Below are 13,049 nucleotides of genomic sequence, written 5' to 3' on the forward strand. Positions count from 1 at the left end.
AACACAAAGAGGAATGAGTATGGCCAGAACCATTTTTTGTACTTTCCTGCAGCGCGACGCTGAAGGCCAGGATTTCCAGCTCTACCCTGGCGACCTGGGTAAGCGCATCTATAACGAGATCTCCAAAGAAGCCTGGGGACAGTGGCAGAAAAAGCAGACCATGCTGATCAACGAGAAAAAACTCAGCATGATGAACCCGGAACACCGCAAGCTGCTGGAGCAGGAGATGGTGAGCTTCCTGTTCGAAGGTAAAGACGTGCACATCGAAGGCTATACGCCGCCGGAAAAATAACAGCGTGCGGGGGAAACCCCGCCGTTAAAGCAAACACAACACGCACTCCCGGAATGATGAAAAAACTTTTAGCGCTAGCCCTTGTTGCGCCGTTGCTGGTCTCTTGTTCTTCCAAAAAAGGCGATGATTACAACGAAGCCTGGGTTAAGGACACCAACGGTTTTGACATTTTGATGGGGCAGTTTGCCCACAACATCGAGAACATATGGGGATTTAACGAAGTTCTTATTGCCGGACCGAAGGACTACGTTAAGTACACCGACGCCTATCTGACCCGTAGCCACATCAACTTTGATGAGGGTACGATCACCATTGAGACCATCGCAGGCACCGATCCTGCGGCACGACTGCGTCAGGCGATTATCAAAACCCTGCTGATGGGTGACGATCCGGGATCTATCGATCTCTACTCCGATGCGGACGACATCACCATCTCGAAAGAACCGTTCCTGTACGGTCAGGTTGTCGACCAGACCGGACAGCCGATCCGCTGGGAAGGTCGCGCCACGAAATTTGCCGACTACCTGCTGCAGACGCGCCTGAAAAGCCGCTCTAATGGTCTGAAAATTATCTACAGCGTCACCATTAACCTTGTGCCGAACCACCTCGACAAGCGTGCGCATAAGTACCTCGGCATGGTGCGTCAGGCCTCGCGTAAGTACGGCGTGGATGAGTCGCTGATCCTGGCGATTATGCAGACCGAATCCTCGTTTAACCCGTACGCGGTTAGCCGTTCTGACGCGCTGGGGCTGATGCAGGTTGTCCAGCACAGCGCCGGTAAGGACGTGTTCCGCTCACAGGGGAAATCCGGCACGCCGAGCCGCAGCTACCTGTTCGACCCGCAGAGCAACATTGATACCGGTACCGCCTATCTGGCGATGCTGAACAATGTCTATCTCGGTGGGATTGATAACCCGACCTCACGCCGCTACGCGGTAATCACCGCCTATAACGGCGGCGCGGGCAGCGTGCTGCGCGTCTTCTCAAATGACAAGGTGCAGGCCGCGAACATCATCAACAGCATGGCGCCGGGGGATGTGTACTCAACCCTCACCACCCGCCATCCGTCTGCGGAATCACGCCGCTATCTGTATAAGGTGAATACGGCGCAGAAGAACTATCGTCGTCGATAATCAACACACCTTCTCCTGCAAGGAGAAGGTGTTCTGCTTTCCCTCTCCCCGTGGGAGAGGGTCAGGGTGAGGGCATCAGGCCGCACTCACTCCCACCCATACGAAAATGTTATTTGCATCACAATCCAAACTGCAAATTAATGTGGATTGCATTTTTTTGCGGGAGGTAACAAAACATATCGTTGCCAACTGATAGAATTGCATCAAATAACAACCCTGAATGTTCCAAAAACAACATATCTCCCGCTCACTTGTGAGGAAAGTAACATGAACCTTAAGCTGCAGCTTAAAATATTGTCGTTTCTGCAGTTCTGCCTGTGGGGTAGCTGGCTGACTACACTCGGCTCCTATATGTTTGTGACGCTCAAGTTCGATGGTGCGTCAATCGGTGCCGTCTACAGCTCGCTGGGTATTGCGGCTGTCTTTATGCCAACGCTGCTCGGTATCGTGGCGGATAAATGGTTAAGCGCGAAATGGCTGTACATGCTTTGCCATCTGGTGGGTGCGGGGACGCTGTTTATGGCGGCCGAAGTGACCACGCCGGGGGCGATGTTTATGGTGATCCTGCTTAACTCGCTGGCCTATATGCCAACGCTTGGGCTGATCAACACCATCTCCTACTACCGCCTGAAATCTGCCGGACTGGATATCGTCACCGATTTCCCGCCTATCCGCATCTGGGGCACCATCGGCTTTATCATGGCGATGTGGGGCGTGAGCTTCGCGGGCTTCGAGCTGAGCCATATGCAGCTGTACATCGGCGCGGCGCTCTCCGTACTGCTGGCGCTGTTCACCCTGACGCTGCCAACCATTCCGGTGTCTAACCAGCAGAAAAACCAGAGCTGGAGCACCATGCTCGGCCTGGACGCGTTCGCGCTGTTCAAAAACAAGCGCATGGCGATCTTCTTTATCTTCTCCATGCTGCTGGGCGCGGAGCTGCAGATCACCAACATGTTCGGCAACACCTTCCTGCACAGCTTCGATAACGATCCGCTGTTTGCCGGCAGCTTTATCGTTGAGCACGCGTCGGTGATGATGTCCATCTCGCAGATCTCCGAGACGCTGTTCATCCTGACCATCCCGTTCTTCCTGAGCCGCTACGGTATCAAGAACGTCATGCTGATCAGTATCGCCGCCTGGATGCTGCGCTTCGGCCTGTTCGCCTACGGCGACCCGAGCGCGTTCGGCACCGTGCTGCTGGTGCTGTCGATGATTGTTTACGGCTGCGCCTTCGACTTCTTCAACATCTCCGGTTCGGTGTTTGTAGAAAAAGAAGTGAAGCCTGAAATCCGCGCCAGCGCGCAGGGTATGTTCCTGATGATGACCAACGGCTTCGGCTGTATCCTGGGCGGCGTGGTGAGCGGTAAAGTGGTTGAGATGTACACCACCAACGGCATCACCAACTGGCAGCCGGTGTGGCTGATCTTCGCCGCATACTCGCTGGTGCTATTCTTCGCGTTTATTGTACTGTTCAAGTACAAGCATGTTCGCACCGCGCACGGTACGCAGCCGATAGCGCATTAATTGTTGTGCCCGGTGGCGGCTTCGCCTTACCGGGCCTACAAAAGCACGGAGAGCAGGCCGGGTAAGCGTTAGCGCCACCCGGCTATTTTATTCCAGACAGCACCCACCCCACCGACAGCAAATCCGCGCTGCCGCCCGGGCTCAGGTTGCGTTCAATCAATGCCTTATCCATCTTAAGCAACGCCTCGCGATCCCAGCCGTTAGCCAGCAGTTCCCGCGCGTAGTCCTGAACGTAGCGCAGCCCTTCAACGCCGCCGCGCGACACCAGATTACTGTCCTGATTGACCGCCATCAGGCGCAACAGCAGGCCGTGAAGCGAATGCCCGTTCCACTGCCTCAGCGCCTTACGCACCGTCGCAAAGCCGCTCTCCGCCTCGCCGCGCGCGCCGGTGAGACCGTACAGCTGAAACTGCCGCTCGCCCGCCGTTGCCTGCCCGCTGCGCGCGGCCAGCTCCCGCGACACCAGCCCGCGGCAGATGTTACTCACTTCACAGCAGAGACTGTCTGCCGAGACGTTTTTCACACGCCCGGCGGCGAAGCACAGTAAACCCAGAGCAAAAATCCCGCCCTTGTGCGTGTTCACGCCGTTCGTCGCGGCGTACATCGCCTGCTCGCAGGCCATCCCCATCGGGCGGATAATCCGTAGCTGCTCGCCAACAGGTTTATCCGCATGCGCGTTGCCTAACTCGGCAAAGCGCGAAAACCACGGCGCAATCGCCGCAATGCTGCGGACAAACAGCGCGTGGTCCATATCGCGATGGGAACCGCTGTTAAGCGTGTCCACCAGCCCCGGCTTGGGCGTCAGCTCCAGCTCCTGCCACAGCGCCGCTTCGGCAAGCGCGGGCACGTCAGCCGGACACGGTTTAGTCGCGAGCAAACCAGTCATCGATCATCTTCTCCACGCGGGAAACCACCTGCTCAACGGGATGATTGCGCGAACGCGAACAGGCATGAGCGGGCTCGTCGCAGATCAGGCAGCGCCTGAGATTCGCCCCCAGCGACTGGCGCCCGACGTGGCCGTTCTGAGGGCAAATCACGTCCAGATCCCACAGCCTGCCGAGCGGGTGCGTCTGCTCCAGATCCGCACAGTGCGCTTTGATTTCCGCCGCAGGATGGGCTACGCACCAGATGGCCTCTGGACCGGTGGGCAGCCACAGCACCTGACGATCCAGCACCTGCCAGCGTTTTTCCCACAGCAGCTGGTCGCACATCTGCAGCGCCACGCCCATGGTATTGCGATAGCGCAGGCTGTCCTTAATTTCCCCGGGCGTGACCAGCGTGAGGGAGATCACCGGTTGTTGATAGTGCGTGAGCATGTCAGCCTGGCGCGCTGCTCGGCGCTCTTTCGCCGCCAGCAGCGCGTCCAGGCTGACACCCGCCCGCACGGGTGTCGCAATGGTCATATTCACTCCTTTACCTGTCGAACAGTGTCGATCACGCTGCCGTCGCGGTAGCGGATCACCCCGACGATTTTGTCGGTAAATTCAATCGGTTTCGGTACGCCGGTCAGGGAAATTGCCCGCTCGTAAAGCGCGTTGATGTCCACAACCTTTAGCCCGGCATCCTGCAGCCGCTCGCGGATCTCCGGGCGCGCCGGGTTGACCGCAATGCCGTGGTCGGTGACCAGCACGTCGATGCTTTCGCCCGGCGTAAGGCGCGTGGTAACGCGTTTCACCACCGTTGGAATGCGGCTGCGCAGCAGCGGCGCAACGACGATGGTCAGGTTCGCCGCGGCGGCCACGTCGCAGTGCCCGCCGGACGCGCCGCGCATCACACCATCGGAGCCGGTGATGACGTTAACGTTGAAATCGATGTCGATTTCCAGCGCGCTGAGGATCACCACGTCGAGCTGGTCGCAGCTTGCCGCCTTGCTGCCGGGGTTGGCATAGACGTTGGTGGAGATCTCCACGTGGTTCGGGTTGCGGGCCAGAGAGGCCGCCGCCTGACCGTCAAAGCACTGGGTGTCGAGCAGCTTTTCGATGAGCCCTTTCTCGTGCAGATCCACCAGGCTGCCGGTGATGCCGCCGAGCGCAAAGCGCGCCGTCACGCCGCTGCGCTCCATCTTTTCTTCCATAAAGCGGGTACAGGCGGTGGCCGCCGCGCCGGAGCCGGTCTGCATCGAGAATCCCGGTTTGAAGTAGCCGGAGTGTTCAATCACGTCCGCCGCATAGCGGGCAATCATCAGCTCGCGCGGGTTGCTGGTGACGCGCGCCGCGCCGACGCTGATTTTCGCCGGGTCGCCCACGCTTTCAACCTGCACGATATAGTCCACCTGGTCCTGCACCAGGCTGGCGGGCATATTGGGGAACGGCACCAGCTCTTCGGTCAGCAGCACCACCTTGCGGGCAAAGTGCGCGTCCACCATCGCGTAACCCAGGGAACCGCAGCACGATTTGCCGTGCGTGCCGTTGGCGTTGCCAAACTCATCGCTGCACGGCACGCCGAGAAACGCCACGTCGATATTCAGCTCGCCGTCCTGGAGCAGCTTCACGCGCCCGCCGTGGGAGTGAATTTGCACCGGCTCGTCCATCAGCCCGTGGGAGATGGCGTCCGCCAGCCTGCCGCGCATGCCCGAGGTGTAAATCCGGGTGATGACGCCGCTTTCGATATGCTCGATCAGCGCGTCGTTGCAGGTCATCAGCGAGCTGGAGGCCAGGGTCAGGTTTTTGAAGCCCATCCGCGCCAGCAGCGCCACGACGGTGTTGATCACCCGGTCGCCTTCGCGAAACGCATGATGGAAGGAGATGGTCATCCCGTCCTGCAGGCCGCAGCGCTTAACCGCTTCTTCAATAGAAGCGCACAGTTTGCGGCTGTGCTTCGCATCGCTGTCCGCCAGCCACGGCGTGGCGCCGTGGGCGGTATCAAAGGGCTTCAGCTCCCGCAGATGGGGAAAATTCACGTGGAGAAGTTCTGTCTGATTCATTCTGTCATCCTTACCGACGCACGCCGGAGGCCGCCGCGCGCTCCAGCACCACCTGCGCGTGGTTAATAATCGGGGCGTCGACCATTTTGCCGTTGAGCGAGACCACGCCCAGGCCGTTACGCTCGCCCTCTTCTGCCGCTTCAATCACCCTTTTGGCGTGCTCCACCTCTTCCTGCGTCGGGGCGTAGGCGTTGTGCAGCAGGTCAATCTGGCGCGGGTTAATCAGCGATTTGCCGTTAAAGCCCATCTTGCGGATCAGGTCGACCTCGCGCAGGAACCCGGCTTCGTCGTTAACGTCTGACCACACCACGTCGAAGGCGTCGATGCCCGCCGCGCGGGCGGCGTGTAGCACGGCGCAGCGGGCGTAGAATAGCTCGGTGCCGTCGCCGCGCTCGGTCTGCATGTCCATCACGTAGTCAAAGGCGGCCAGCGCAATGCCGATGAGGCGCACAGAGCTGCGGGCAATCGCCACGGCGTTGATGACGCCGATGGCCGACTCAATCGCCGCCATCACGCGGGTGGAGCCGACCTCCCGGCCGCACGCCTGCTCGATACGCTCAAGGTGGCCTTCCAGCTCGTAGATGTCGTCGGGGGTGTCGGTTTTCGGCAGGCGGATCACATCCACGCCCGCGCGCACGGCGGCTTCCAGATCCAGCAGGCCAAACGGCGTGCTGAGCGGGTTAATGCGCACCACGGTTTCGATATCCTGATACATCGGATGCTGCAGCGCGTGGAACACCAGCATGCGCGCGGTATCCTTCTCGCGCAGGGCGACGGCGTCCTCAAGGTCAAACATGATGGAGTCTGGACGGTAGATAAACGCGGTTGAAAGCATGGCGGCGTTGGCGCCCGGCAGGAACAACATACTGCGGCGGAGTTTGCTCATTTCAGCGCCCCCCAGTTAATGGCCTGTTCATCGGCAGCGCGCAGAAGCGCGCTCTGCAGGCGGGCGCGGATCACACAGTCCAGCGCCCCTTTGTCTTCAATAATGATAAGTCCCTGGTGCACGTTCATGGCGCGCAGCGTGTCGTTGACCACCTGGCGAATCTGCTCGCCAAACTGCTTAATCACTTCACTGTGGATGACAATCTCCAGCTCATTGTGAGCGGGGGCGATTTTCACCATCAGGTCGCTGGACTCCTGCGTTCCGGCCAGCGCCTCCCTTACAATTTTCATGATAAATTCCTGATAGTTATGCGACTTCCGCACTCGCACGGTAATGCGTTTCGAGGTGCGCGAAGGTGGAGTCCGGGACAATCTCCCGGATCCGGGAAAACTGCTGTGTCTTCAGTAAGCGGCGCACTTCCGACGCGGATATGGCGTTGCCGGTGGCCTTGATGCGCGGCATTTCCACCACCTCGATATGCGAGGCCAGCAGGTCGTGCAGCGTCTGGTTGTACTGGCGTGTGATGTCGCAGAACGGCTCCGAGCCGATGAAGCGGTGCGTGATGCCGAGTGCCGGGGCAATGAAGTCCCGGAAGATCAGCACGTCGATCTCGCTCCACGCCTGCTGCACTTTCCCGGTCTCCTTCAGGAAGTAGGCCGGAAAGGTGGCGCGGGAGATGATGTACTGCGAGCCTTCATGCACCACCACGTTCGGCAGGTGCGCCACGCCCGCGCGCACCATCTCAAGGCGCGCGCTGAACGGGAAGAAGGACGCGTCTTCACGCACCACGAACAGATGAAGGGTATCGCACCGCTGCGCCGCCTGCTCCACCAGATGGCGGTGTCCAAGGGTGAACGGATTGGCGTTCATCACTATCGCACCAATGTTCTCCCCGCACTTTTGCTTCGCGCGCAGGGAGCGGCAGTAGCGCTCGATCCCCTGCGGGGTGTTTTCCATCAGCACCGCGTTGTTGCCGCTCTGGGCAATCGGCCAGAAGCCGCTGCGGGCAAAGCGCTCCCGGTTGCACGGCCGGGTGCAGAGGAAGAGGTGAAAATGACCGCGCTCCAGCGCCGCATTTTCTACCTCCGCCAGCAGCCGCGCGCTGAGGTTCTCGCCGCGAAGCTGCTCGTTGACCGCCACGCACTTGATGACGTTGGCGGCAAGCCCTGCGCAACCCACCAGCTGCGCGCCGGACCAGGCTTCGACAAACAGCGTGATGTCGTTGTCCAGGCCGAGGCCGCTGTCTGCCAGCAGGTAGCGGATCTGGCTTAAGCGTTCCGGATGTTTCGCCACCAGCGTGTGGCGAAAATCGATGGGTTGACTGTTCATGCCGCCTTTCTCAGTGTGCTGCCGCAAGCCCGACGGCTGGCGCTTCCACGATCACGTTGCTCAGATGACCGATATGCTCGATCTCCACCTCAATGCGATCCCCCTCTTTCATAAACAGCGGGGGTTACGCTTTTTACCCACGCCGCCCGGGGATCCGGTGATGATCACGTCGCCCGGGCTTAAGCGGGTGAAGGTGCTGATGTACTCGATCAGCTCCGCGACCTTGTGGATCATGCTGCTGGTGTTGTCTTCCTGCACCATGCGGCCGTTCAGCCAGGTGCGGATCGCCAGCTGGTGCGGGTCAGGAATTTCATCCGCCGTCGCCATCCACGGGCCGAACGCGCCGGTCTGGCGCCAGTTTTTCCCGGCGGTGAACCAGGTGTGCTGCCAGTCGCGGGCGGAGCCATCCATGTAACAGCTGTAACCCGCCACGTGGCGCAGGGCATCGTCGCGGCTGATGTTCTCCCCGCCTTTGCCGATGATCACCGCCAGCTCGCCTTCGTAGTCGAATTCGCTGGAGTGGCGCGGCTTCAGCACCGGCTCGTTGTGGCCGGTCTGTGAATCCGGGAAGCGGACAAACAGCGTCGGGGCCGGGTTGTGCTGGTCAAATTCCTTGCGCTTGTCGGCGTAGTTCATGCCCACGCAGAGGATTTTTTCCGGCTGCACAATCACCGGTAAGAAGGTGATGGCGCTCATCGGCACGTCCACCGCGTCGTTCAGGTAACGGGTGGCCAGCGCCAGCCCGTTGCCCTGCAGCAACGCCTTGAGGTCGCCGTAGCGGTCGCCCAGACGGCGGCCTAAATCAATCACGCCGTCGGCCTGGACGATGCCGTAGCTGCGTTTTCCCTGGTATAAAAAGCTTGCGAGTTTCATTGTTCTTTCCTGAATACTTAAACGAGGAAGTTGCCCAGAATCAGCAGTGAAATAGAGACGTTAATCGCCCCGCCGATTCGGGTTGCAATCTGGGCGAACGGCATCAGGCTCATGCGGTTGCCTGCGGTCAGGATCGCCACGTCGCCGGTACCGCCCTGCCCGCTCTGGCAGCAGGAGACGATGGCGACGTCAATCGGGTGCATACCAATCTTTTTGCCGACGAAGAAGCCGGTCGCCACCAGCGCGGAGACGGTGCTGACGATCACCAGCAGGTTACTGACGGTGAAGGCCGCCACCAGCTCATGCCACGGGGTGATGGCCACGCCAACGGCGAAGAGAATCGGGTAGGTCACGGAGGTCTGGAAGAATTTGTACACCACCTGCGAGCCTTCCAGCAGGCGCGGAGAGGCGCCGTTGCAGAGCTTCACCAGCACCGCCATAAACAGCATGCCGACCGGGGCAGGCAGGCCAATCAGCTTGTGGCCGAGCATGCCCAGCATGTAGAGCAGCACCGCCAGCAGCGCGCCGGAGGCGATGGTGGTGACGTCCGCTTTACCGGAAAACGCAGGCTGAGAGACGGTGGCATCGGCATTCGCGCGGTTAGGCATCAGCTGGCCTTCACCGGTCAGGTGCGGGTAGCGTTTACCAAGCTGGTTCAGGCAGCCGGAGATGATGATTGCCGTCAGACCGCCGAGCATCACCATCGGCAGCACGCGGCCGAGCGCCACGCCCTGATCCATATGCAGCAGGGTGGCATAGCCGATGGAAAGCGGAATTGCCCCTTCCCCGACGCCGCCCGCCATGATCGGCAGAATGATAAAGAAGAAGATCTGGAACGGCTCAAGACCCAGCGCCAGGCCGACGCCCATCCCCACCAGCATGCCGACGATTTCACCGCACAGCATCGGGAAGAAGATGCGCAGGAAGCCCTGAATCAGCACCGTGCGGTTCATGCTCATGATGCTGCCGACGATAATGCAGCAGATATAGAGGTAGAGAATGTTGGTGGATTTGTAGAACTTAGTGGTGGACTCGACCACCACGTCCGGCAGCAGTCCATAATAGACCAGCGCGGAAGGGATAAAGGTGGCGCAAATCGCCGCCGCGCCGAGCTTGCCGACAACCGGCAGGCGTTTGCCAAACTCGCCGCAGGCAAAGCCGAAGAAGGCCAGCGTGGCCACCATCACCACGATATCGCTCGGCAGTTTTCCGCCCAGGCAATCAATCGCAATCAGCGCGCCCGCCAGTACGAATAGCGGCAGAGGAATAATCCCGATTTTCCAGGTATCCATAATATGCCACCAGCGCTCTTTGAGCGAAGGCCGCTGAATTTCAATCGGGTCGTGGGTAACAGAGAAAGAATCGTCAGTTGTGCTCATAATAAGCCCCTTAGTTATTTTGTGCGTTCAGCTTAGAGTCACAAAGGCTTACTTTATGTGAGGGATGGCATATTAAAAGCGAAGTTTTAATGGCAGCTATGGTTTTAATGGTTTCTTTTATTTAATGTGATTTACGCCTTATTTATTATCGTGGTTTTTATGGTTTCTTTTCTGAATTGAACAAGCAAATAACATTTAACTTAGCGGCATGAAGTACGTAAGCCTTCTGGACAAATCATTTACAGCCCCTGCTGTGCAAGGGATCACAAGTTTCCCGCAAAGCGGACATTCGCATGAAAAAAGATGATATATTGACGATCTTTGCCGCTACTTTGCGTGATAGTTATGAAAGTCTCTTTCCAGATTAAGCTGTTTATTTCGCTGGTTGCCTTTTTCTCAGTGCTTTTTGCGCTGCTGGGCGGATATTATTATGCCGATGTCGGAAAACAGCTATATCAGGAAATGAGCGCGCGCGCCAAAATACAGGCGGAAGAGATTGCGCTTATTCCGTCATTGCGCACTGAAGTTGAACAAAAAGATATCAACGCCATTCACGATTTTATGCAGAAAATGGCCGCGCATAGCGACGCCAGCTTTATTGTCATTGGCGATAATACGGGACGGCATCTTTTTCACTCCGTCTTTGCCGACAGGGTGGGCACGACGCTGGTCGGCGGCGACAATGAAGCCGTGCTGCAGGGGAAAAGCACGACAACCATTCGTAAAGGCGGGCTGGGCATTTCGCTGCGCAGTAAAGCGCCCATTTTCAACGATGCCGGGCAGGTGGTTGGGATTGTCTCGGTGGGCTATCTCACGAGTTACCTGGATACCATCACCGTTAACAAAGTGGTTAACATCCTGATTGCCGCCGTGCTGCTGCTGATTGCCCTGTTTATCTTCTCCTGGTTCTTCACCCGCAGTATTAAGAAGCAGATCTTCTCTCTGGAACCGCGCGAGATCGGCCTGCTGGTGCGCCAGCAGAAGGCGATGATGGAGTCCATCTACGAAGGGGTGATCGCCATCGACGACGATCTGCGCATTGAGGTGATCAACCAGGCGGCGCGTAAATTATTGGGATTAAGCCAGCCTGCTCGCGAACTTCGGGGGCAGCTGATAAGCCAGGTGATCGATCCGGTGCCGTTCTTCACTCCCCAGACCATGCTGGCGAAAGATACCCACGATGAGATCTGCCGCTTTAACGACCTCACCGTAATTGCCAGCCGGGTGCGGATCATGCTGGAAGATTCGCTCCAGGGCTGGGTGATCACCTTCCGCGATCGCAACGAGATCGACTCGCTCAGCGCTCAGCTCAGCCAGGTTAAACGCTATGTCGATAACCTGCGCATCATGCGCCACGAGCAGTTGAACCGGATGACGACGCTGTCTGGCCTGCTGCATATGGGCCGCTATGAAGAGGCCATTCGCTACATTCAGGCGCAGTCGGAGCATGCTCAGGAGCTGCTGGACTTTATCTCCTCCCGCTTCAGCTCCCCGACCCTGTGCGGCCTGCTGCTCGGGAAAGCCGCCCGCGCGCGGGAGAAAGGCGTCGAGCTGAGTTTCGACCCGGCCTGTCGGCTGGACAAACCGTTTCTGCCGCTGGGGGAGCAAGAGCTGATTTCAATAATTGGCAACCTGCTGGATAACGCCATCGAAGCGACACAGCGGTCACCGCTTCCCCATGCGCCGGTAGAAGTGCTGATAAAACTCAGCGAACAGGAGCTGATTATTGAGGTGGCCGACCAGGGCGTTGGCATTACACCGGCGATCCGTGATCGGATCTTTGAACGCGGCATCACCACCAAAACGCGCGGCGATCACGGGATCGGCCTGTATCTGATCGAAAGCTACGTTACGCAGGCTGGCGGCACAATAGAAGTTGCCGATAACACGCCGCACGGAGCCATTTTCTCACTGTTTATCCCGGCCTCAGGAACCGTCCGGCAACTGGAAGATACCGACTATGCAACATGAACTTATCGACGTACTGATTGTTGAAGACGAGAACGAACTGGCACAGCTGCACGCGGAGCTGATAGGCAAACACCCGCGCCTGCGGCTGGTCGGGATTGCCTCGTCGCTGGCTGACGCGCAGGTTCAGCTTGAGAGTAAACAGCCGCAGCTGATGCTGCTGGACAACTATCTACCGGACGGCAAAGGCATCACCCTTATCAGCAACCCGATGCTGACCCGTGCCAACTGCTCGGTGATTTTCATCACCGCCGCCAGCGATATGGACACCTGCAGCCAGGCGATCCGTAACGGTGCGTTTGACTATATCCTCAAGCCGGTCTCCTGGAAGCGGCTCAGCCAGTCGCTGGAGCGGTTCGTGCAGTTTGCCGAACAGCAGCGGGTCTGGAAGATTGTCGACCAGCAGAACGTAGATTCCCTTTATCTACTGCAGGCAAAAAATTACCGCCAGGATAACGGCAGCAAAGGCATTGAGGAGAATACGCTGGCGCGGGTGCAGACGCTGTTCAACGACAAGGCGACGCACTGCTTCACCGTGGATGAAGTGGTGAGCGAAACGGGATTGAGTAAAACCACCACCCGGCGCTATCTGGAACACTGCGTAGAGGCGGGTTTTCTGACGGTGGAGATGCTGTACGGCAAGATTGGGCATCCGAGGAGGATGTACAAGCGTAGTGCGGTTTGATGTAATTCTCCCCCTCACCCTAACCCTCTCCCCGGAGGGGAGAGGGCCGGGGTGAGG

At 58.6% G+C, this 13,049-nt stretch carries 12 protein-coding genes and 1 pseudogene; 5 read left to right on the forward strand and 8 right to left on the reverse strand.

The features are described 5' to 3' along the window. The first annotated feature begins 19 nt into the window (after positions 1 to 19). The 3 genes from MX657_RS18680 (at position 20) to MX657_RS18690 (ending at position 2,949) form a co-directional block, all read left to right on the forward strand. The gene (locus MX657_RS18680) at positions 20 to 292 is read left to right on the forward strand and encodes an oxidative damage protection protein (RefSeq protein ID WP_023309138.1); all 273 of its coding nucleotides are present in this window, start codon (positions 20 to 22) and stop codon (positions 290 to 292) included. A gap of 56 nt (positions 293 to 348) precedes the next feature. After that, positions 349 to 1,425 (forward strand): membrane-bound lytic murein transglycosylase MltC, encoded by a 1,077-nt coding sequence (gene mltC, locus MX657_RS18685; protein ID WP_163329778.1) that lies wholly within the window; start codon positions 349 to 351, stop codon positions 1,423 to 1,425. A gap of 267 nt (positions 1,426 to 1,692) precedes the next feature. Continuing rightward, positions 1,693 to 2,949 (forward strand): nucleoside permease, encoded by a 1,257-nt coding sequence (locus tag MX657_RS18690; RefSeq protein ID WP_080330036.1) that lies wholly within the window; start codon positions 1,693 to 1,695, stop codon positions 2,947 to 2,949. An 82-nt stretch (positions 2,950 to 3,031) separates the two neighbouring features. Here MX657_RS18690 and citG read toward each other — a convergent pair whose 3' ends face one another. The 8 genes and pseudogenes from citG to MX657_RS18730 form a co-directional block, all read right to left on the reverse strand. Beyond that, positions 3,032 to 3,835: a triphosphoribosyl-dephospho-CoA synthase CitG gene (citG, locus tag MX657_RS18695; protein WP_346806384.1), complete on the reverse strand. Its 804-nt coding sequence runs from the start codon at positions 3,833 to 3,835 to the stop codon at positions 3,032 to 3,034. After that, positions 3,813 to 4,352: a citrate lyase holo-[acyl-carrier protein] synthase gene (gene citX, locus MX657_RS18700; protein WP_346806386.1), complete on the reverse strand. Its 540-nt coding sequence runs from the start codon at positions 4,350 to 4,352 to the stop codon at positions 3,813 to 3,815. Before citX ends, citG begins: the two co-directional genes overlap by 23 nt. Positions 4,353 to 4,354: 2 nt before the next feature. After that, positions 4,355 to 5,872 (reverse strand): citrate lyase subunit alpha, encoded by a 1,518-nt coding sequence (gene citF, locus MX657_RS18705; protein WP_346806387.1) that lies wholly within the window; start codon positions 5,870 to 5,872, stop codon positions 4,355 to 4,357. A 10-nt stretch (positions 5,873 to 5,882) separates the two neighbouring features. Continuing rightward, positions 5,883 to 6,758 (reverse strand): citrate (pro-3S)-lyase subunit beta, encoded by an 876-nt coding sequence (citE, locus tag MX657_RS18710; protein WP_346806388.1) that lies wholly within the window; start codon positions 6,756 to 6,758, stop codon positions 5,883 to 5,885. Beyond that, on the reverse strand, positions 6,755 to 7,048 hold the full coding sequence (citD, locus tag MX657_RS18715; protein WP_080330031.1) for a citrate lyase acyl carrier protein: 294 nt from the start codon (positions 7,046 to 7,048) through the stop codon (positions 6,755 to 6,757). The genes citE and citD overlap by 4 nt, the downstream gene beginning before the upstream one ends. Positions 7,049 to 7,064: 16 nt before the next feature. After that, positions 7,065 to 8,087 (reverse strand): [citrate (pro-3S)-lyase] ligase, encoded by a 1,023-nt coding sequence (citC, locus tag MX657_RS18720; RefSeq protein ID WP_346806389.1) that lies wholly within the window; start codon positions 8,085 to 8,087, stop codon positions 7,065 to 7,067. Positions 8,088 to 8,097: 10 nt separating this feature from the next. Next, positions 8,098 to 8,960, reverse strand: a pseudogene (locus tag MX657_RS18725) (fumarylacetoacetate hydrolase family protein). Between the two features lie 17 nt (positions 8,961 to 8,977). Continuing rightward, on the reverse strand, positions 8,978 to 10,339 hold the full coding sequence (locus MX657_RS18730; protein ID WP_080330029.1) for a 2-hydroxycarboxylate transporter family protein: 1,362 nt from the start codon (positions 10,337 to 10,339) through the stop codon (positions 8,978 to 8,980). A 345-nt stretch (positions 10,340 to 10,684) separates the two neighbouring features. On the opposite strand from MX657_RS18730, the gene MX657_RS18735 reads away from it, so the two are divergent. Beyond that, entirely contained in the window at positions 10,685 to 12,310 is a 1,626-nt protein-coding gene (locus MX657_RS18735; protein ID WP_346806391.1) for a sensor histidine kinase, read from the forward strand. Beyond that, positions 12,300 to 12,992, forward strand: coding sequence for a response regulator (locus tag MX657_RS18740; protein WP_346806393.1), 693 nt, complete (start codon positions 12,300 to 12,302; stop codon positions 12,990 to 12,992). The genes MX657_RS18735 and MX657_RS18740 overlap by 11 nt, the downstream gene beginning before the upstream one ends. The last annotated feature ends 57 nt before the right edge of the window (positions 12,993 to 13,049 follow it).

This window comes from Enterobacter chuandaensis (assembly GCF_039718975.1).
Classification (GTDB): domain Bacteria; phylum Pseudomonadota; class Gammaproteobacteria; order Enterobacterales; family Enterobacteriaceae; genus Enterobacter; species Enterobacter chuandaensis.

Coding starts and splice junctions, on each gene's coding strand:
- citX (WP_346806386.1), bottom strand. CDS start 4,352: ATGACCATTGCGACACCCGTGCGGGCGGGTGTCAGCCTGGACGCGCTG.
- citF (WP_346806387.1), bottom strand. CDS start 5,872: ATGAATCAGACAGAACTTCTCCACGTGAATTTTCCCCATCTGCGGGAG.
- citC (WP_346806389.1), bottom strand. CDS start 8,087: ATGAACAGTCAACCCATCGATTTTCGCCACACGCTGGTGGCGAAACAT.
- MX657_RS18680 (WP_023309138.1), top strand. CDS start 20: ATGGCCAGAACCATTTTTTGTACTTTCCTGCAGCGCGACGCTGAAGGC.
- citG (WP_346806384.1), bottom strand. CDS start 3,835: ATGACTGGTTTGCTCGCGACTAAACCGTGTCCGGCTGACGTGCCCGCG.
- citD (WP_080330031.1), bottom strand. CDS start 7,048: ATGAAAATTGTAAGGGAGGCGCTGGCCGGAACGCAGGAGTCCAGCGAC.
- MX657_RS18740 (WP_346806393.1), top strand. CDS start 12,300: ATGCAACATGAACTTATCGACGTACTGATTGTTGAAGACGAGAACGAA.
- mltC (WP_163329778.1), top strand. CDS start 349: ATGAAAAAACTTTTAGCGCTAGCCCTTGTTGCGCCGTTGCTGGTCTCT.
- MX657_RS18730 (WP_080330029.1), bottom strand. CDS start 10,339: ATGAGCACAACTGACGATTCTTTCTCTGTTACCCACGACCCGATTGAA.
- MX657_RS18690 (WP_080330036.1), top strand. CDS start 1,693: ATGAACCTTAAGCTGCAGCTTAAAATATTGTCGTTTCTGCAGTTCTGC.
- citE (WP_346806388.1), bottom strand. CDS start 6,758: ATGAGCAAACTCCGCCGCAGTATGTTGTTCCTGCCGGGCGCCAACGCC.
- MX657_RS18735 (WP_346806391.1), top strand. CDS start 10,685: ATGAAAGTCTCTTTCCAGATTAAGCTGTTTATTTCGCTGGTTGCCTTT.